General features: G+C 45.9%; 21 protein-coding genes. 2 read left to right on the plus strand and 19 right to left on the minus strand.

All coding sequences use genetic code 11. From position 1 onward, the window contains the following. Nucleotides 1–129: 129 nt before the first annotated feature. The 3 genes from ccoS to FD963_RS08195 are packed head-to-tail and all read right to left on the minus strand — an operon-like array spanning nt 130 to nt 4031. A complete protein-coding gene (gene ccoS, locus FD963_RS08185; protein WP_215361807.1) occupies nt 130–309 on the minus strand; it encodes a cbb3-type cytochrome oxidase assembly protein CcoS in 180 nt (59 codons plus the stop codon). A gap of 9 nt (nt 310–318) precedes the next feature. Then, on the minus strand, nt 319–2799 hold the full coding sequence (locus FD963_RS08190) for a heavy metal translocating P-type ATPase (protein WP_251367213.1): 2481 nt from the start codon (nt 2797–2799) through the stop codon (nt 319–321). Next, on the minus strand, nt 2796–4031 hold the full coding sequence (locus tag FD963_RS08195) for an MFS transporter (protein ID WP_215361809.1): 1236 nt from the start codon (nt 4029–4031) through the stop codon (nt 2796–2798). Before FD963_RS08195 ends, FD963_RS08190 begins: the two co-directional genes overlap by 4 nt. Before the next feature lie 85 nt (nt 4032–4116). Between FD963_RS08195 and FD963_RS08200 the strand changes: the two genes are divergently transcribed. Beyond that, nucleotides 4117–5100 (plus strand): tripartite tricarboxylate transporter substrate binding protein, encoded by a 984-nt coding sequence (locus tag FD963_RS08200; RefSeq protein WP_215361811.1) that lies wholly within the window; start codon nt 4117–4119, stop codon nt 5098–5100. A gap of 11 nt (nt 5101–5111) precedes the next feature. On the opposite strand, the gene FD963_RS08205 is transcribed toward FD963_RS08200, so the two are convergent. From FD963_RS08205 to FD963_RS08215, 3 genes are read right to left on the minus strand one after another with little or no spacing between them, the layout of a single operon-like run. After that, nucleotides 5112–5867: a 2OG-Fe dioxygenase family protein gene (locus FD963_RS08205; RefSeq protein WP_215361812.1), complete on the minus strand. Its 756-nt coding sequence runs from the start codon at nt 5865–5867 to the stop codon at nt 5112–5114. Nucleotides 5868–5899: 32 nt separating this feature from the next. Beyond that, entirely contained in the window at nt 5900–6865 is a 966-nt protein-coding gene (locus tag FD963_RS08210; protein ID WP_215361814.1) for a tripartite tricarboxylate transporter substrate binding protein, read from the minus strand. A gap of 13 nt (nt 6866–6878) precedes the next feature. Next, nucleotides 6879–8180 carry a TAXI family TRAP transporter solute-binding subunit gene (locus FD963_RS08215; protein WP_215361816.1) on the minus strand — a complete coding sequence of 434 codons (1302 nt, stop codon included), beginning with the start codon at nt 8178–8180 and terminating at the stop codon, nt 6879–6881. A gap of 112 nt (nt 8181–8292) precedes the next feature. On the opposite strand from FD963_RS08215, the gene FD963_RS08220 reads away from it, so the two are divergent. Further along, nucleotides 8293–9057, plus strand: a complete 765-nt coding sequence (locus FD963_RS08220; protein WP_371818473.1) for an SDR family oxidoreductase — start codon at nt 8293–8295, stop codon at nt 9055–9057. 4 nt (nt 9058–9061) lie between these two features. Here FD963_RS08220 and ccmI read toward each other — a convergent pair whose 3' ends face one another. The 13 genes from ccmI to FD963_RS08285 all read right to left on the minus strand — a co-directional run bounded on the left by ccmI (nt 9062) and on the right by FD963_RS08285 (nt 18588). Continuing rightward, on the minus strand, nt 9062–10252 hold the full coding sequence (gene ccmI, locus FD963_RS08225) for a c-type cytochrome biogenesis protein CcmI (protein ID WP_215361818.1): 1191 nt from the start codon (nt 10250–10252) through the stop codon (nt 9062–9064). 5 nt (nt 10253–10257) lie between these two features. After that, the gene (locus tag FD963_RS08230) at nt 10258–10728 is read right to left on the minus strand and encodes a cytochrome c-type biogenesis protein (protein ID WP_215361820.1); all 471 of its coding nucleotides are present in this window, start codon (nt 10726–10728) and stop codon (nt 10258–10260) included. Further along, nucleotides 10725–11255 (minus strand): DsbE family thiol:disulfide interchange protein, encoded by a 531-nt coding sequence (locus tag FD963_RS08235; RefSeq protein ID WP_215361822.1) that lies wholly within the window; start codon nt 11253–11255, stop codon nt 10725–10727. The genes FD963_RS08230 and FD963_RS08235 overlap by 4 nt, the downstream gene beginning before the upstream one ends. Continuing rightward, nucleotides 11252–13171, minus strand: a complete 1920-nt coding sequence (locus tag FD963_RS08240; RefSeq protein WP_215361824.1) for a heme lyase CcmF/NrfE family subunit — start codon at nt 13169–13171, stop codon at nt 11252–11254. Before FD963_RS08240 ends, FD963_RS08235 begins: the two co-directional genes overlap by 4 nt. Continuing rightward, nucleotides 13168–13602 carry a cytochrome c maturation protein CcmE gene (ccmE, locus tag FD963_RS08245; RefSeq protein ID WP_215361826.1) on the minus strand — a complete coding sequence of 145 codons (435 nt, stop codon included), beginning with the start codon at nt 13600–13602 and terminating at the stop codon, nt 13168–13170. Before ccmE ends, FD963_RS08240 begins: the two co-directional genes overlap by 4 nt. Beyond that, on the minus strand, nt 13599–13787 hold the full coding sequence (ccmD, locus tag FD963_RS08250; protein ID WP_215361828.1) for a heme exporter protein CcmD: 189 nt from the start codon (nt 13785–13787) through the stop codon (nt 13599–13601). The genes ccmE and ccmD overlap by 4 nt, the downstream gene beginning before the upstream one ends. Further along, nucleotides 13787–14557, minus strand: a complete 771-nt coding sequence (gene ccmC, locus FD963_RS08255) for a heme ABC transporter permease CcmC (protein WP_215361830.1) — start codon at nt 14555–14557, stop codon at nt 13787–13789. Before ccmC ends, ccmD begins: the two co-directional genes overlap by 1 nt. After that, nucleotides 14554–15219 (minus strand): heme exporter protein CcmB, encoded by a 666-nt coding sequence (gene ccmB / locus FD963_RS08260; protein ID WP_215361832.1) that lies wholly within the window; start codon nt 15217–15219, stop codon nt 14554–14556. Before ccmB ends, ccmC begins: the two co-directional genes overlap by 4 nt. Continuing rightward, nucleotides 15216–15863, minus strand: a complete 648-nt coding sequence (gene ccmA, locus FD963_RS08265) for a cytochrome c biogenesis heme-transporting ATPase CcmA (RefSeq protein WP_215361834.1) — start codon at nt 15861–15863, stop codon at nt 15216–15218. Before ccmA ends, ccmB begins: the two co-directional genes overlap by 4 nt. A gap of 189 nt (nt 15864–16052) precedes the next feature. Beyond that, nucleotides 16053–16604: a flavodoxin family protein gene (locus FD963_RS08270; protein ID WP_215361836.1), complete on the minus strand. Its 552-nt coding sequence runs from the start codon at nt 16602–16604 to the stop codon at nt 16053–16055. Nucleotides 16605–16635: 31 nt separating this feature from the next. Next, entirely contained in the window at nt 16636–17055 is a 420-nt protein-coding gene (locus tag FD963_RS08275; protein ID WP_215361838.1) for a DoxX family protein, read from the minus strand. Between the two features lie 23 nt (nt 17056–17078). Beyond that, nucleotides 17079–17507, minus strand: a complete 429-nt coding sequence (locus tag FD963_RS08280) for a MarR family winged helix-turn-helix transcriptional regulator (protein WP_215361840.1) — start codon at nt 17505–17507, stop codon at nt 17079–17081. A 109-nt stretch (nt 17508–17616) separates the two neighbouring features. Further along, on the minus strand, nt 17617–18588 hold the full coding sequence (locus FD963_RS08285) for a tripartite tricarboxylate transporter substrate binding protein (RefSeq protein WP_215361842.1): 972 nt from the start codon (nt 18586–18588) through the stop codon (nt 17617–17619).

Consider the following 18588-nt stretch of genomic DNA (forward strand, 5'->3'; position numbering starts at 1 on the left):
CAAATAGACTGGATTGATTATCAAAGTAGAGTCCCAAGGGGGATTTGATCTATATCAAAAAGGGTGGGGCAAATTCAGGGAGCACTGTGAAGATAAACCCTAGATTTCTCTAGGCCAATAGCAATCTGGCTATTTTTGAGAGTGTTCACTAACTTTTTGGGGCGCTGGAGTGTCATCATCCATCAAAATAGCGTGCCCCGGTCCATCCAAATCATCAAATTGACCACTTTTTATGGACCAGTTCAAAATCCAGACCAAAAGGCCAATTAAAACCAGAGAAACGGGAATGAGAAGAAATAGACTTTCCATTCCCATAGTCTAAGCCTTTCGTAAACGCCAGGCATTTAAAGTCACGGCTAATGAAGAAAGCGACATTCCGATCCCGGCAACCCAGGGATTTACAAAGCCCATCATTGCGGCAGGAATAGCCAGCAGGTTGTAAGCCAAGGCCCACCATAAGTTTTCTTTGATGATTGCCTGAGTTTTATCAGCTAACAATAAAGTCTTGGCTAAAGGCTCTAGAGAACTAGCCGTCAGAATTGCATCGGCTCCAGCGGCAGCCAAAGGTGCACCAGCGCCAACTGCAATAGAGATATCTGCACGAGCAAGCAAAGGTGCATCATTCACACCATCACCGATGGCCCATACAAAACGATTTTCTTTTTGCAGTCTTGCAATGTAGTCATACTTATCTTCAGGCGTACAGCCACCTTGATAATGCTCGATACCAACATGTTGAGCCCACCATGCAACCGTGGCGCGATCATCACCAGAAACTAAATGCACTGCAATCTTTCTCGACTTCACTACTTTCAGAAATTGCTCTAACCCTGCTCTAGGCGTGTCCAAGAATACAAAGCTAGCTACCAATCCTTGCGTATCCGCTAAATGCACCTGACCGTATTGCCCTAATTGCGCACTCTGCTCTACCTCGAGCCACATGGCACTTCCCAAGCGATACTCGCCTGAACTTAAACCTTTTCCCAGTTGATTAATCACTGGTTCACTCAATGTAGGTAAAGATAAATTTTCAGCTGTAGCGGCACGCATCAAAGAAAGTGCCAACGGATGCCTTTGCCCCGCCTCTAATGCAGTAGCTAAGGCCAAGGCATCTTCACGTCGATAGCCCGTACGCAAATTAATGACCTCTTGCAACTCTGGCTGACCCATCGTTAGTGTGCCAGTCTTATCTAACACTAAGTCAGTTGCTTTTGCTAAACCTTCCATCACATGACCACGCACAATCAGTAAACCTAATTTAGTTACCGCACCTTGCGCTGCTGCCATAGCAGTTGGAACTGCTAGCGATAAAGCACAAGGGCAGCTAGCAACTAGAACAGAAACTAAAACTGTCCACGCACGACTAGGGTCAAAGCACAGCCAAATAGCGGAGGAAGCAAACGCACCGAATAGTAAAAAGGCAACAAAATAAGCGGTCCACTTTTCAGCTAGACTCACCATGACTGGTTTAGCAAGTAATGCTTGATCTAATAAGGAAGCAATTCCAGCGATGCGGGTTGATTGCCCAACCGCTTCAATTCGCATGAACAATGGATTCAGAATGTTGTGGGTACCAGCATACACACGATCACCAATTTTTTTCTCAACCGGCTTAGATTCGCCTGTGAGCAAAGACTCGTCTAAAGCACTGACATTTTCAATCAGGACACCGTCAGCAGGCACCACTTCCCCTGGAGAAACTCGTAATACTTCTCCAGGATTGCAATTAACCACGGGAACCACTTCAATTTCTTGTGATGCTGGATAGTTCAATGCCCGCTCACATGTTGCAGGCAGTTGTTTAGCTAAGGCCTCTGCTCCACCTTGCGCATCTTGTCTAGCTAATAGCTCCACATATCTAGCCGCTAAGATAAATGCCACAAACATGGTGATGGAATCAAAATAAGTATGCCCAACACCGGTCACTAAATTAATAGTGCCCGCAATAAATGCCAAAGCTAAAGCCAATGCAATAGGAACATCCATCCCCAACATATGCGTTTGCTTAAAAGACTGAACACTTCGCCAAGCCGACTGGAATATAGGTCCTGCTGAGTAGACCATCACAGGGACAGTCAATAACCAGCTAGTCCAACCTAAAAGAATCTCAAATTCCGGAGTAATGTCGGCGCCGACATACGTTGGCCAGGCATACATCATGACCTGCATCATGCCCAGCATTGCTACACCTAGTCGCAAAAGAAGGTGGCGTCTTTCTTTTTTAGCGCGATCCAATGATTGGGAGGGCTCAAATGGCCAACCCTCATAACCAATGCGCTCAATTTCAAAAAGTAATCTTGCTAAGCTAGTTTTATCTGGAGAAAAACGAACCATTACCTTTTGAGTAACGTAATTGATTTGCACATCCTTAACGCCTGCATTACGACGTAAATGTTGCTCGCATAACCACACACATGCTGCACATCGAATTTTTTCTAAACGTAGAGTGGTTTCAAGATCGCCGCCATCCCCAGATGGGCGAGTGAATCGACCTCGTAGCGAAGGATCGTCATAAGGTTTGAGTTTTTCCGGAATCTCATCGCTTGCAAGATAGGCTGCCGGCTTATCACCTGACTGGGATCGCCTAGCGTAAAAAACCTCTAGGCCCTCACCATGAATCGTTTGTGCGATTGCCATACAACCCGGACAACAGAATGAACGTAGTCCACCACCCAGCTCTGCTTCAATTAATTCCGCTGGAAGAATCTGGCTTGAGCAGTGATAGCAAACTAAAGCATTCTTCTTGTTCATCTGCTCATTTACCTGCTCATTTATCTGCTTATTTATCCGATTACTCATGCGCGCACTGAGCTACCCCAGCCCCTACGACGTTCGTAAACCACAAACAGAACACCCCACATGACTACGGCAACGTATGCCCATATCCAGGCAACTTGTGAAGTACGAGAACCAGAAATATCCAAAACAAAACCAAAAATGGCGGGGCCCAATAGACCACCACCAAAGCCCATCAATGAGTGCAGGCCCATTGCAGCGCCCTTGATATTTTCTTGCGCACTAATTACCAAGCCCGCAGTGAGCGTTGAGGAATCCGCCATGATGAATATGGCATGCCCAATAGCCAGAGCAACAATCAACCACCACGACTGACCAGTTGAGCAAGCAAATGCAATCCCCAATACAGCACTAGTCAGCATCACAATGCACACCCATTTTTGACGCCCTACTTTCAAAGCAATTTCATTACCCAATATGGAAGATGGCACGCCAAAGAAATTAATTACCCCAGCTAAAGTCGTCGCAGTCAGAAAAAAATCTTCACCAGAAGCAATCGCACAAAAAGCAAAGAAAGCAACAATCCAACTTCTCGACGCAAAGAGCTCCAGAGTGTGAGCGGTGTAACCGAAAATAAATCCTGCAGCATTTTTGTCTTGCAAAACCAATTTCCATTTATCCACTGGAAATATATCGTGTAGACGAATATTGATTGGCCCTTGCCATTTTTCATGCTGAAGTGCTGGAATAAGTAATAAGACAATCAGAAATGCGCTAAATGGGCCCAAGGCAATCAAACCAAATACATAGTGCCAACCAAGCGCACTTAAAATCCAACCAGAACACAAATACGAAAATCCAGTACCAATACCAAAGAAGGCGGTATAGAACGCAATATGTCTAGTTAGCTCCCCCGATTGGATGCGGTCTGACAAAATCTTGAGGCCGGGCATATAAGTACCAGCAAGACCGGCACCATTCAAAGCCATAAACAATAGAGCTGTCCAAAAGTTATAAGCTAATAGACTCATACCCAAAAGACCACAGCTTGCTGTGAGGCCACCCATTAGATAGACCTTACGTGCGTCCACCCGATCTGTTAAAGCTGTGGCTAAAGGAACGGCAAGCATGTAACCAAAGAAAAAGGCACTAGCAATTAGACCTGACTGCAAATTACTGAGGTGCCACTCTTCTTGCAAACTCGTTAACACGACGGCATAGCAAGCAAAACCCAATAAAGCACAGGTTTGTGCCAGAAGCATAAGAGGGGTATAGCCAGCTGAACGAAAGCGCATAGTTAGTCAGTAGAAACGTGAACTCATTCTACTCGCCCAGAATGAATTAGACCCGCTACACTACTGAAAACAAGACGGAGACAGTATGAATAGCAAATCTTTGATAGTTCGTTTATTGCAGATCGGGGCCGGCCTCATCATTGGCTTTGCAAGTCCCCTGGCATCAGCGGAAAGCTACCCCTCAAAACCTATTAAAGCGATTGTTCCTTTTGCCCCCGGTAGCACAACCGATCAAATTGGACGTGCTTTTGCGGCAAAAATGTCTGAGTCATTAGGCCAGCCCGTAGTTGTTGAAAATCGCCCTGGCGCAAATGGCCTGATTGGTGCAGATTTTGTGGCCAAGGCCCCCGCAGACGGCTACACAATTCTGTTCGGAACCAATAGCACCAATGCCGCCCTGAAGAGCTTGGTTAAAAATTTACCCTATAACCAAGACACCGCCTTTACTCCCATTGGATTTTTTGGATCTGCTCCACTCATTATTGCCATCAATAATGATGTGCCCGCTAAATCACTGAATGGGTTTGTTTCTCTAGCCAAAGCCAATCCAGGAAAGATGACATTTGCTTATGCAAGTACATCACAGCGCGTTTCATCAGAAATGCTGGCAAGCTTTGCTGACATCAAAATGATTGGGGTCTCATACAAGAGCGGCCCCAATGCTATGACTGATTTAATTGGCGGTCAGGTGAATATGTTCACATCCGACTTTGGAGTCTCATTACCTCAGGTACAAGCAGGCAAAATCCGCGGCTTAGCCGTCACCTCTTTAAAGCGCTCACCAGCTATTCCCGAGCTACCCACAGTCAATGAAGCTCTAGGTATCAAAGGATATGAACTCATCTCGTTCTTTGCGGCATTTGGGCCTGCAGGCATGCCAAAGGACGCTATTCTCAAACTAAACCAAGCAATCAACAATGCGGCTAAATCAAAAGATTTGGCAGATCGACTCTCTGCAAATGGTTTTGAAACTCAGCCAGGAACGCCTGAGGCCCTTGGCCAAAAGATCAAACTAGAAACTGCTAAGTGGGCCAAGGCGATTAAAGAAGCTGGCATGGAGCCAGAGTAAACCCAGTAGCCTTATTGCTGACTTCGATTTGGAGAGTCTTGAAAACCATTAGAACGATAAGTAAGAACCAAGGTATCTCGATAGCCATATTTTGCTAATGGCTGAATGGGTGTTGATTCATGAATCATGCGCTGATCATTCATTAACAAAAGAGACCAAGGTTGCGTGAGGGTGAAACGCAATCCTGCGGAGCCAGAGGTATCAAATATTCGTGTCTCGCCACCCTTAATACCTTCTCGATCTAACAAGAAGACGGCTACAAAATCAACACCATCGCGATGAGCACCTTCAGGCGTTGGACGTCCAATACCATCGGCAGTATCAATCCGAAATTGATGCGCTTCAACAAACCAAGTATTCACAGGCTTTAAGCTATTCAAGATATGCGCAAGCCCCAGCAAGACGGATTGCCAAGCAGAGCTACCTAACAACTCACCTTGGATGGGCTCAAACCAGCGCTCAATTCCACCATGCAATGCGTTGTAATCCAGCGATTGCCAGTGCGCACGATGTGGAACCAAGGTGAGCTCTTCGCCTTTAATCTCGTAGCTAGCATGTCGACGAAAGCGATAGCGCCCACCATCTTTTAAATAAGGGTCGCGGGGTAGATTTTCCCAACACTTGGTGAGGTTTTGAAGCTGGGTTAGATCTACATTACTAAATTGGGCGACCGTCTCAGCAGACATCACTGCAAAGCCATCATCACGCAAAGCTTGATCAATCTGCTTGAGGGGGGTCAGTGTAGGCGCAAGGCCAGTAATCGTCATGGGTCTATTTTAGGTCAAGCAGCAAAAATGCGTTAATCCAACTGCGCCCCGGATGCTCTTACAATTTTTGCCCACTTAGCCAACTCATCTTTTAGTAAAGCGCTCAACTTATTAGTTGGAATGGGTGCAAGATCCAAACCCTGAGCAGATAGCTTCTCGCGGACCTCTGATTTAGATAGGATCTTCTCCATGGCAGCCTGCACCTTCTTCACCACATCCGCACTAACGCCAACAGGGGCAAAGATGGCTACCCATACCTCACCAACACAATCAGGATAAGTCTCTGCAATCGTCGGAATTTCTGGTGCAGCACTAGAACGCTTTGCAGAGCTAATCGCGATCGCCTGAAGTTTCCCCGCTTTAATGTAATTGAGTGCAGAGGGCAAGCTTGCAAATGCCAGCGGCACTTGTCCACCTAATACATCATTAATTGCTGGGGCCACCCCTTTATAAGGAATATGCTGCATTTCAATACCAGCGCTCGCATTGAGCATGGCGCCTAATAAGTGGCTAATCGTGCCATTACCAGCCGAGGCATATGACAACTCTCCAGGCCTCTTCTTAGCCGCAGCTACAACATCCGCCAATGTTTTATAAGGGGATCCCGGTGGAGAAACTAATACATAAGGCGTTGCTCCAATGTAATACAAAGGCACAAAATCATTTATAGGATCAAAGCCAGGATTTTTATATAAGGAAGGATTGATGGCTTGCGCACTATTGATGGTGAGCAGTAAGGTATAACCATCCTTAGGTGAGCGCGCAACACTTTGTGTGCCAATATTGCCGCCGGCACCAGGTCTATTTTCAACCACAATGGAGGCGCCAATAGCCTCACCAAATGATGGCGCGATTAAACGCGCAACAATATCATTAGTACCCCCCGCTGCCTGAGGTACCACCATGGATATAGGCTTGCTTGGGTAGGTTTGCGCCTGAACTCCAATAGAGGCAAGTAAGCCTAAAGCTAAAAATAGATGTTGAATTAGCCTGCTCATATCTACATCCTTTTTAATGAACTAAATTTAGGCGGTGACGCACTTCACCCACATGCCCTTTGAGGTCATATAGCTCTTTAGCATCCAACATGGATACCTTGATATTTCCAACGCGCCTCTCTATATCCTCAAGATCTTTGAAATTCTTTTCTTTTAACGCTGGATTTTGGGAATTCTTCTCAATCACCTTGAGCTCTTCATATACTTGAGCTAACTTCAAACGTAAGAAGAAGTTCTTGGTTGAAGGAATGTAAGTAAATAGCGGAATCAGAATAACCAATAAGGGAATCACAATCTTGACAAAGCGTCCCGCCCAAACTGCCGTCCAAAATGGTAAGTGGCGATGTAAGAATGAAGGTCCATCTTTTAAATAGATTTCTGCATCTACATGTAGAGGGAAATCTAAGCCTGAGCTTGATGGAAACTCGCCCACCTTTTGTAATCGTGAATAGGATTTCAAAATATCGTAAGAAGCGCTCAATAAGAGTGAAACCATTGCCGGACTTACATTGTCATGAGCTACCAAGGTGGCAGTAGCGGCCATCACCTGGATGTCCTGACGAGGTTGATCGTGCTCAATACTCAATAAACCTCTGGGTACAGTCACTTTGGATAAATAAGTAAGATTTCGGGTGTATGCATCCGCCTGGTCAAAATCCATTAAGCGAACACCTGGAATAGAGTAAAACTTTTTCAGCACGGGCGCCTCTGCAGCTGCCACTATAAATACTGCATCCAATTCGCCATTATTTAACTTAAGAATAGCTTCATCGGGCTTTAATTTCAGCGCGCCAACTTCCTTGTCTGTAATGCCGCTAGTCCGCAACAAACTCTGAGTAAGTGCTAAAGTTCCGCTCCCATCATTACCGATGGAGACGCGCTTACCTTTTAGCTGACTTAAGATCTTTAGTTGGCCCCCATCATTTTTAAATGCGCCTTCACGATACCAAACCCAAATAGGCTCGTAAAACATTCCGGCTATCGAAACCAAATTTGGATATTCGGCAATATTAGCAACACCACCCTGGACCATTGCAAAATCAACGCCAGACTTGGGGTCATTTAAAAGAGCTAAGTTATCCAAGGTTCCGCCAGTGGATCGCACATGGAGATCGACACCCTCTTTGGCTATTTCCGTTTTCAAGCGCTCCCCAAATTGGTAATACAGCCCAGTAGGAAAGCCGGTAGCCATTTCAATCGACTTGGGGGGTGGAGGAACCAAGATCCAGAGTACGCCAAAGAAAATGATCAGTAGCGCAAAAAAGCTTACTACCAGGGCTATCGGGTTGTAAATTTGTCTTTTGATGAAATTCATGGAAATCTCTTCTGTTTTTTGCATTATGCCCCGAGCAAAGCAATAGGCAAAGGTTTCAAAACGGGTCCAATAAATCACGATAAGATGATGCTTTTAAGTAGCCCTAAAGAACATGATGAATTTAGCTAAAAGCAAGGTAGCCTTAGTCACTGGCGCAGGAACTGGCATTGGACGGGCGGCTGCCAAGGCACTCCTCAAGGGAGGCTACCAAGTAGTTCTTACTGGACGCAATCTCGGTAAATTGGAAAAAGCCATTGCCGATATTGGCGGCAATCAAAGTAACTGTTTGGCGGTTGCGTGCGATGTTGGCAAACCCGATGAAGTCAAAAAGCTATTTGCGGCGCTTAGTAATCAATTTGGCCGCATTGACGTACTCTTTAATAATGCGGGCATGGGGGCTCCTGCTATCCCAATGGAAGACTTGAGTTATGAGCAGTGGATGAATGTAGTCAATGCCAACCTCTGTGGTGCATTCCTGTGTTCACAAGAAGCAATTCGTATGATGAAAGCACAATCTCCACAGGGTGGCAGAATTATCAATAATGGATCAATCTCTGCACATGCACCTCGTCCAATGTCAGCGCCCTACACGGCGACCAAACATGCCATCAGCGGCTTAACCAAAACCATTGCATTAGATGGACGCCCTTTTAATATTGCGTGCGGTCAAATTGATATCGGCAATGCCGCCACAGAAATGACTGAGCGCATGGCTGCTGGAATCATGCAGGCAGATCAATCGATTAAGGTAGAGCCACGCATGGATGTGGATCATGTTGGTGAGGCCGTACTGCATATGGCCCAACTGCCACTCGAAAGCAATATTCTGTCGATGACCATAATGGCAACCAATATGCCATTTGTGGGCAGAGGCTAAAATGTTACTGGCGAACTTGGTCGACTAGTAGGCGAACATTGGTTGTGCCGACTTTAATTGTCTGCACTGAAGAGATTAAATCCCCCGATTCCGACTTTGCCATTCCAGTCTTAGAAATGCGTACCTCGATACTCGCCTCAGATAGTTGAGAGAGAGGCGCGCTGGGATTCATGGCTAAGGAATCATTCAATGTGAAGCTCATTGGAAAATCAGTTGCAGGCGCCTTCAAGACGGCCACGGGCATACGCTCACCAGGTTTGCGTGCAATCACCATCACAATGTCGCCAGGCTTAATCTTAGATTTAAGTTCAGCAGACAATTCAATCTTGCCGCTAATACCTTTTCCGGTTGAAGCAACCGGCGCTGAGGTAGTTAGGCCACCCTTGGATCGCGCCTCAGCAATCGACCCCTGAATAGCGCGCGCTTCATCCGTATTGGGCGGAAGTTGTTGCGCAAGCTTCTCCCAGGACTGCACCGCTGCCTTGTAGTTACCGGCGTTATAGGATGCAGTACCCGAGAGCCAAAGCGCCATCATGTTGTTGGGGTCCAGCTTTAACGCTTGATTAATCAGCTGTGAAGGCTTGCCAACAAAACTCCCATTTGCATTACTTGCTAATACATCTGCATAGTCGGCCAACAATTGCGGATCAGAATCAATAAAGTTACCGGCACGTGCATACGCTTTGGCAGCATCCTGGTCACGACCTAAGATTCGATAAGAGCGAGCTAACATCGCCCAGCCCTTTAAATTGCCAGGATCTTTTTCCATTTTGATGGCAAATTCAGCCACCATTTTTTCAACACCCTCTTGGGTGACCGGTTTTTCAGAATTGATTTGGGTTATCCGAACAACATCCCCCAAGGAGAAATACAGCGCCGATGAGAACAAGACAATAAAGATGCATAGCCCGATTGCAGTCTTCTTTGAGGAGCCCGCCACCTCTCGGTCATCTTCTTCAATGGTGTCTTGAAATAGTCTCTGACGCATTTCTGCATGCGCAATTTCATAATCAGTTGAAGTAATTACGCCAGCCGTATGTTCGGCCTCTAATTTATCTAACTCTTCTCGGTATATGGTGGCATTCATCTGACGACGCGATGTCGCCGAGCTCTTCGCAGGGAAAATGAAGGGACGTAGCAATAGTAGCAATACCAGCACCAGGAGTAAAAAGGCGGGGATCAAAAAGCTAGTCACTTATTTCATCCCTCTTTCTTATCGCTTGCATTTAACAGTGCATCGATTTTTTGATTATCGGCTTCAGTCAGAGCGACATTAGGCACACTACTATTTCTGCGTCTTAAATACATTAATAAGCCAGCAATACCCAGACCCAAAATAACAAATGGGCCAATCCAAAGTAACCACGTCACCGGCTTTACTGGCGGGCGATACAGTACGAAATCGCCATAGCGCTCGACCATAAACGAGCGGATTTGATCATCGCTCTTACCTTCTTTAATTAATATCCGAATTTCACGACGCAAATCATTGGCCAGATCTGAGCGAGAGCCAGCTAAAGACTCGTTCTGACACACCAAGCAGCGCATTTCTTCTGAAATACTAATAAGACGCTGCTCTGTTATTGGATCATCCGCGAGTGGTGCGGCATCTTTGGCAAACGCGTTGCCTAAACTAAACACGCAAACGGCGATTAATAAAATCAGTCTCATGATTTCTTTAACTCACTCAGCATAGGATAAATTTTTTGATTCAATAAATCCATTGTTAACGGGCCAATGTGTTTAAAGCGAATCACTCCTGCCTTATCGACGATGTAAGTCTCAGGCACACCATAGACACCGTAATCAATACCAACACGTCCATTGCCGTCAAAAGCAGAGAGTGCATAAGGATTGCCCTGTTTTGCCAGCATTGCCAGAGCATCTTCACGCTTATCTTTGTAGTCCAAACCAATCACTGGCGCCATATGGGACTTAGCAAGCTCAACCAACACCGGATGCTCTTCACGACAAGCTACGCACCAGGATGCCCAAACATTCAGAATCCATACCTGCCCCTTCATGCTTACCGGTGAAAATGTTTTATTAGCATCAGCCAATTGAGAAACTTCAAATGCAGGCGCCAACTTGTTAATTAATGGTGAAGGCACTTCATGTGGATCACGATTTAAGCCAATAGCCAAAAAGACTACCAAACCTACAAACAAGATCAGAGGGATTAGAAATTTTGCTTTCATGCGAACTTGCTCTTTAACTTCAGTCGATAGCGCTTATCCGACATAGCCAACACGCCACCTAAAGCCATCAACAAGCAACCGCCCCAAATCCAATCCACAAAAGGCTTGTAGTAAACACGTACAGCCCAAGATTGATCGCCCAGCTCTTCGCCTAGCGATACATAAATATCGCGGGTGAGCCCAGCATCAATTGCTGCTTCAGTCATCGGCATCGTTGATGAAAAGTAGCTTCGCTTCTCTGGATAAAGATTGATCTGATCGCTGCCATTTTTAGATAGCAAGAATGTACCGCGCATTGCCTGGTAATTTGGGCCGCGAGCAGCACTAACACCCTGTAGCTGGATTTGATAACCGCCAACACTGACGGTATCCCCGGCGGACATGCGCACATCTTTTTCTTCTTGATAGGCGCCCACCATTGTGACGCCAATCACAAATACCGCAATACCTAAATGCGCCACCTGCATACCAATAAAAGAACGGGTTGGTTTACCGGCTTTGGCTTGGCGAATGATTTGCATACAGCCAGAAGCGATCACCCAAAATGCCATCATGAAGCCCATGCCTGCAAGCCAAGTAAATTGGCCCATGATGAAGGGAATTGCAACGCCTGCAATCAGAGCGACTGCGCCTGCAATCCATAAGCGCTTGATGATGCTAATTAAATTACTCTGCTTCCAGCTTGCCCATGGACCGATACCCATCAATACCAGCAATGGCACCATGATGGGCACGAATACGCTATTGAAATAAGGAGGGCCTACAGAAATCTTACCTAAATGCAAAGCATCAATTAGCAATGGATATAGGGTGCCTAGCAAAACAGATCCGGCAGAAACCACTAAAAAGACATTACCAAGCAAAATCAAAGTTTCTCTGGAGCTCAAACTAAATTTGCCGCCCATCGAACTCTTAGGCGCACGCCATGCGTAAAGCATCAGAGACGAACCAACGACGAGTGATAAGAAGATCAGAATAAAGATGCCACGCCTTGGATCGGTTGCAAACGCATGAACCGAAGTCAGGACACCCGAACGGACCAAGAAGGTTCCCAGTAGCGATAAAGAGAATGCGGTAATTGCCAAGAGCACAGTCCAACTCTTAAAGCCGCCACGCTTTTCGGTAACTGCCAAAGAATGCAATAGGGCAGTGCCCACGAGCCAAGGAATAAACGAGGCATTCTCAACGGGGTCCCAGAACCACCAACCACCCCAACCCAATTCGTAATAGGCCCACCATGAACCCAAAGCAATACCAAGGGTCAGGAAAACCCAAGCAGCAGTTGTCCAAGGACGTGACCAACGAGCCCAAGCCGCATCTAATCTTCCAGACAATAAAGAGGCAATCGCAAATGCAAACGCCACTGAAAAACCGACATAGCCCATGTACAACATTGGCGGATGAAATACTAAGCCCGGATCTTGCAAGAGTGGATTTAATGAGCGGCCATCTTGAGCAGCAGGCAATAAACGTTCAAACGGATTTGAGGTTGTTAAAACAAACAGGAGCAAGCCACTAGTGACCAGCCCCAAAACACCAATGACTCGCGCCACCATAAAGTCATCTAATGCTTTAGAAAGCTGAGCAACCAAAATAGTCCAGGTAGCCAGCAAGAAAATCCACAACAAGAGCGATCCTTCATGTCCACCCCATACTGCGCCTAATCGATAAATCACCGGCAGCTGTGAATTCGAGTGCTCAGCGACATAGAGCACAGAAAAGTCATTGGCGTAAAAACTCCAAGCCAAGATTCCAAAAGCAATCGCCAGCAATAAGAAAACAGTTTGCGCAGCAGGTCTTGCCAGCACTAACCAGTCGCGTCGGCCATAGTGCGCACCTAGCAGTGGCAAAACCCCCTGAATACAGGCAATGCAAAGCGCCAGAACTAGTGCGTAATGTCCAAACTCAGGAATCATTTATTCGTTCCGTTTTTTTGAGCTTGCTCTAAAGCGTGTTTAGCTTCAGGAGGCATGTAGTTCTCGTCATGTTTAGCCAATACTTCACTGGCAATAAATTCACCATTGGCATTCATGCGACCTTGGATCACGGCACCTTTACCCTCTTTAAACAAATCGGGAAGAATGCCGGTATAAGCCACCGGAATATCTTTCGCCAGATCAGTAATCACAAAGTGCACGGTTAAGCCATCGCGCTTTAAAGAGCCGTCTTTCACCATGCCACCAATTCGGAAAGCCTGACCCTGAGGAGCTTTGCCTGCCGACACTTCACTTGGGGTGACGTATAAAGCAATATTGCTATTGAGCGCATTCAAAATTAAGAGTGCAGCTACACCAATTACGATCAGCGCTGCAACAATCATCAATGCACGTTTATGTCTAGGCTTCACTTACTAATCTCTTTATCAAACTGCTCAGCTAATTGCTCTTGCTTCAACCGACGTACGATTGCTCTAAAGCGAGCACGCACCATGAGGGGTTCCAATATCAATACCAGCGCACAAACACCAAAACTACTCCACACATACAGTGCGTAGCCGCCCATGGCAAAAAACTCAGAAGGGCTATTCCACATCAGATTTTCACCTCAATTGATTGTCTCACCCAATCAGCATGGGCTTCACGCTCCAAAATGATTGCCCTCACTCGCATTAAGGTGACTGCAATGGTGTACATCCAAAGACATAAAGCCATCAACAGCATTCCCCAGAGCATGGTTTGCGCCATCGCCGGGGCTTTTGTGAGGGAAACAGAGGCGCCTTGATGCAAGGTGTTCCACCATTTCACCGAGAAATAAATGATCGGTACGTTTACAACACCTACCAAAGCCAAAATGGCGCTCGCCTTATCGGCACGGCGAGGATCATCAATAGATGCTCGCAAGGCAATAAAGCCCAAATACAGAAAGAGAAGAATTAACTCTGAAGTAAGGCGAGCGTCCCAGACCCACCAAGCACCCCACATGGGCTTACCCCAGAATGCGCCGGTCCACAAAGATAGAAATGCCATCCAAGCACCTATAGGGGCAAGAGCCTGTGCCATCATGGCAGACAAACGGGTATTAAAGACCAGTCCTAACCCTGCCCATGCAGCCATGACTAAATAAATAAACATCGACATCCAGGATGCGGGCACATGAATAAAGATGATGCGATAGCCCTGCCCTTGCACGGCATCGACGGGCGCAACAAAGAAGCTAACCCACAAACCAGCAGCGCCAAATAAAAAAGCCAAGATCCAGAAAAATGGAATGAGCTTACCCGCCACCGGATAAAAAGTGCTGGGGCTAGATAACTTAAACCAGTTAACTACGCGGTGATTAGAAAAAGTATTTATCGGATTCATTCAATTGCAATCTTTACAGCAGCACTACTCACCCAAGGAACAAATGCTAAAGCCAAAATCAATAATGCGCCTAACAATGAAAAATGGCCTGAGGTATCCAAACCGACACTATTGGCATATACGGCGCCAGCGCCAAAAATGAGAACCGGAATATACAAAGGCAGTATCAATAGACTCAATAACACGCTGCCGCCTCTAACACCCAAGGTCAAGGCTGCGCCTATCGAGCCTAGCAAGGATAGCACTGGGGTACCCAATAATAGAGTTCCCATTAGTACATATAAAGAACTAGCATCCAGATCAAACTGAATACCGATGATCGGAGCCAACAGCACGAGTGGTAGTCCGCTCACAATCCAATGAGCAATAATTTTTCCAGTTACTAGAAGGACCATCGGCTGGGGCGATAAAGCAAGTTGCTCTAAGGCACCATCTTGATAATCAGCAGCAAACATCCGATGCATGCCCAATAGGGCAGAAAGTAAGGCTGCAACCCAAAGAACCCCGGGAGCAATTTTGCGTAGCAAAGCAGCATCCGCACCAATACCCAATGGAAACAAACTAGTCACCACAACAAAAAAGAAGAGGGCCGTAAGTACCTCGCTCTTACGGCGCATGACCAAGAGCAAATCACGGCGAATGATTGCGAGCAGAGCGTTCATAGGTCTAGCACCCTCACACGCGGAAGATCCACTGCTTGATGACTAGTCAGCACTACTAAACCACCTTGCTCTACATGCTCTGCTATTAACCCTTGTAAATCTTGTACAGCATGAATATCAAGCGCATTGAATGGCTCATCTAAGATCCACAACTTAGCTTGACGTGTCAACATGCGAGCCATTAAGACTCGACGCTTTTGTCCAGCAGATAAACAACTGACCGGTAGGTTCTCGCGCCCACGCAAACCAAAACGCCAGAGCGCTGCTAAAGCCTTATCACCAGGCAAATGAATGTCATCCAACACTGCGTATAGCTGAAGATTTTCCAGCGCAGTGAGATCTTCTTTAAGAGCATCACGATGCCCCAGGAATAAAAGTTCGCGATGATAAAGAGAAGGGTCTTTGGCGATTGACTGATGATTCCAAAGAACCTCTCCCGCCTCTGGTTTAGAAAGTCCCGTCAGGAGTCTTAAGAGGCTAGTTTTCCCGACCCCGTTCTCGCCGCGCACATGTAGGCACTCTCCAGCCATTACCGTGAGATTCAAATTCTGAAATAACTGTCGCTCGCCACGAATACAAGTCAGCGCACGAGCTTCGAGCGTCAAATGCGGCGTATTGGAGGAGGAGTGAGTATCAACTGTCATGAGGGCTTGGGGCTTGAATCAACCACCCATGGCATTGTCCAAGAGCCCCTGAGAGCTGTCAAACCAGCAAAAGTGGAATTAAAGGAATAATCCCTTTTAATTCAATTACTTATGTAATTATAGACCGAGTGAACTAAGAAAGAAAAAACCACCCGCAGGTGGTTTTAACCATTAAATCAATTACTTAGCTTATTTGAGTCGCTTAGTGATTTCTGCAATACGCTGTCCATAGAGTCTAGCGGTCTCTAAGTCGCCAGCATTGACTTCGTCCACACTCGCATCTGATGGCGTTTGCATCATTGCTCCAGCAGATGAACCAACATAGTTAATATCATCGCGTTTAGCAGCCTTAGAGTTAGAAGGCATTAAACCGGTACCAACCCATAAGCCCGAATGCTGCATAGCCAAGGTAAAGAAATAATGCAAAGTTGAGTGCTTGTCACCATTCATAGTCGCTGAATTGGTAAAACCACCGAATACCTTGTCCTTCCACTGCTGAGAGAACCACTGCTTAGAGCTAGCATCGGCAAACTTTTTAAATTGCCAGCTGACGGTGCCCATGTAGGTTGGCGAACCAAAGACAATTGCATCCGCTGCATTCAAGATTTCCCACTGTGCATCAGTTACATTACCTTCTGCATCAATGGCTACTAAAGTAGCGTTTGCACCTTTTGCAACCGCCTCTGCCTGTTTCACTGTGTGACCATAGCCACTATGAAATACCACCGCGATTTTTGTCATTTCCATTTCCTTTTAGAATAATTTCAAGAGATTATTTTTGTTTCTTCGCTTCACATATTGCATCAATAGAATATCCACCGGCACCAAATACCGTTAATAAAAATAGTCCGCCCGCCATGCTCAAGTTCTTCATAAACATAATGTTCTGTAGGTAAACCTGCTCCGGAGGGAAAGCCCAGAAGTTATGAAATATCAAGGCTGCCAGGAGAGTAAATAATCCTAGGAGCAAGCCTGCAATGCGGGCCTTATAACCAAAGGCAATGGCTAAACCACCTACTATTTCTAGTGCAATAGTCAGGCAAGCAAGAATCATCGGCACTGGTAAACCTTTGGATGCAATATAGGCAGTGACCTCATTAAATCCCATGACTTTGGAAAAGCCTGCTGATATAAAAATTGCTGCTAATAAAATTCTGGCAACTAATGCCAATGATTTTGATGTTGAACTCATGACTACTCCTGTTGACCAATAAATTAATTTGTAAAAATCTGATTAATTGACTGCAAAGATTTTGTTACTTCTAATAATTCTTTTTCACTCAATTTTGAAAATGCTTTTTGAAGATGCTGTAGATGTGCCGGAAATACTTTTTCAAATAAGGATTGGCCGATTGAAGTTAAGCCAATCATTTGACTACGGGCATCCTCAGGATTTAATTTCCGCTCTAAAATTCCTTTAACTTCGAGACGCTCCAGCACTCCAGTAAGCGTTCCCTTGGTAACCAAAGTCTTCTCCCCTAACTCCTTACAAGTCATCGGCGGTTGATTACCTAAAGTGGCAATCACATCAAACTGAGTAGTCGTTAGTCCCATCGCTTTGACGTCGGGAGCGGAATAACGTTCAAACGCCTGATAGGCAGAAACAAGATTGCGCAGGGCTGGTAAAAAGTTCATTTGGCTCATATAAAGTACTAATTAGGACTAGTTTAGTACTAACGCGGACTAAATGCAAGCTTTGGCAATAAAAAACCCCGCAACTAAGCAGGGTTGGCTTGGGAGCTAGCAAAAAAGGCTATTCAGGCTTAATCCCAGCGCTTTTAATGATCTTGCCCCAGCGCACTGATTCCTTCTTTTGAAACACTCCGAATGCCTCTGGAGTCATAGCGTAATACTTGGCGCCTTCTGCCTCTAGTTTCTTTTGAACCGCTGGTTGCTGCATGATTTTGGCAACTTCATCATGTAACTTTTTGATAACTGCAGGTGGAGTACCAGCTGGAGCAAATAGACCAATCCAATTCTTCACATCAAAGCCCGGCAAGGTTTCACTAATACTTGGCAAATCTGGCATAGATGGATCTCGCCCCGCGCCAGTGACAGCCAAACCTCGCAACTTGTCACTTTTGACGTAAGGAAGAATAGTGGGCATGGTTGCAAACATCACCTGAGTTTGACCCCCAATGAGATCAGTAATAGCTAAGGCGTTCCCTTTATAAGGAATATGCGTCATGTCCACTTTTGTAGTCATTACAAAAAGCTCTCCCGCTAAATGACTAGCGGTACCGATGCCGCCAGAACCGTAAGAAACTTTTCCTGGGTTTGCTTTTAGATAAGCAATTAACTCGGCCACATTTTTGACGGGGAGATTTGGATTAACCGCTAACAACCCTTCTGCATCCAATACGAATACCACCGGCACAAAATCTTTCAGTGGATCATAGGGCATGTTTTTAACTAAATAGGGATTCACGGCATGCGTGCCAATGCTACCCATGATTAAGGTATATCCATCTGCTGGCGATTTAGCCACAAAGTCGGCGCCAATGTTTCCACCGCCACCTGCCTTGTTTTCAACAATCACTGGCTGCCCAAAAGACTCACTCAAGCCCTGCGCAATGATGCGGGAGAATCCATCCGCAATCCCACCCGTGGCAAAAGGAGAAATGATTTTAATTTGGTGGTTCGGGTAAGCAACTGCTTGGGCAAAGGTGTTTTGATAAGCAAACAAGCCGAACATCAGAGTAAAGACAAATGCAATTTTTTTCAT

Origin of the sequence: Polynucleobacter sp. JS-JIR-II-50, assembly GCF_018687895.1 — a bacterium.
In the GTDB taxonomy this organism is placed as follows: domain Bacteria; phylum Pseudomonadota; class Gammaproteobacteria; order Burkholderiales; family Burkholderiaceae; genus Polynucleobacter.

Bases quoted from the DNA above. Each gene is read 5' to 3' on its own strand.
- ccoS (WP_215361807.1), bottom strand. From the start codon at position 309: ATGGAAAGTCTATTTCTTCTCATTCCCGTTTCTCTGGTTTTAATTGGC.
- FD963_RS08200 (WP_215361811.1), top strand. From the start codon at position 4,117: ATGAATAGCAAATCTTTGATAGTTCGTTTATTGCAGATCGGGGCCGGC.
- FD963_RS08270 (WP_215361836.1), bottom strand. From the start codon at position 16,604: ATGACAAAAATCGCGGTGGTATTTCATAGTGGCTATGGTCACACAGTG.
- FD963_RS08220 (WP_371818473.1), top strand. From the start codon at position 8,293: ATGATGAATTTAGCTAAAAGCAAGGTAGCCTTAGTCACTGGCGCAGGA.
- FD963_RS08280 (WP_215361840.1), bottom strand. From the start codon at position 17,507: ATGAGCCAAATGAACTTTTTACCAGCCCTGCGCAATCTTGTTTCTGCC.
- FD963_RS08275 (WP_215361838.1), bottom strand. From the start codon at position 17,055: ATGAGTTCAACATCAAAATCATTGGCATTAGTTGCCAGAATTTTATTA.
- FD963_RS08240 (WP_215361824.1), bottom strand. From the start codon at position 13,171: ATGATTCCTGAGTTTGGACATTACGCACTAGTTCTGGCGCTTTGCATT.
- FD963_RS08190 (WP_251367213.1), bottom strand. From the start codon at position 2,799: ATGAGTAATCGGATAAATAAGCAGATAAATGAGCAGGTAAATGAGCAG.
- FD963_RS08215 (WP_215361816.1), bottom strand. From the start codon at position 8,180: ATGAATTTCATCAAAAGACAAATTTACAACCCGATAGCCCTGGTAGTA.
- ccmA (WP_215361834.1), bottom strand. From the start codon at position 15,863: ATGACAGTTGATACTCACTCCTCCTCCAATACGCCGCATTTGACGCTC.
- ccmB (WP_215361832.1), bottom strand. From the start codon at position 15,219: ATGAACGCTCTGCTCGCAATCATTCGCCGTGATTTGCTCTTGGTCATG.
- FD963_RS08210 (WP_215361814.1), bottom strand. From the start codon at position 6,865: ATGAGCAGGCTAATTCAACATCTATTTTTAGCTTTAGGCTTACTTGCC.
- ccmD (WP_215361828.1), bottom strand. From the start codon at position 13,787: ATGTGGAATAGCCCTTCTGAGTTTTTTGCCATGGGCGGCTACGCACTG.
- FD963_RS08285 (WP_215361842.1), bottom strand. From the start codon at position 18,588: ATGAAAAAAATTGCATTTGTCTTTACTCTGATGTTCGGCTTGTTTGCT.
- FD963_RS08235 (WP_215361822.1), bottom strand. From the start codon at position 11,255: ATGAAAGCAAAATTTCTAATCCCTCTGATCTTGTTTGTAGGTTTGGTA.
- ccmC (WP_215361830.1), bottom strand. From the start codon at position 14,557: ATGAATCCGATAAATACTTTTTCTAATCACCGCGTAGTTAACTGGTTT.
- FD963_RS08230 (WP_215361820.1), bottom strand. From the start codon at position 10,728: ATGAGACTGATTTTATTAATCGCCGTTTGCGTGTTTAGTTTAGGCAAC.
- FD963_RS08195 (WP_215361809.1), bottom strand. From the start codon at position 4,031: ATGCGCTTTCGTTCAGCTGGCTATACCCCTCTTATGCTTCTGGCACAA.
- FD963_RS08205 (WP_215361812.1), bottom strand. From the start codon at position 5,867: ATGACGATTACTGGCCTTGCGCCTACACTGACCCCCCTCAAGCAGATT.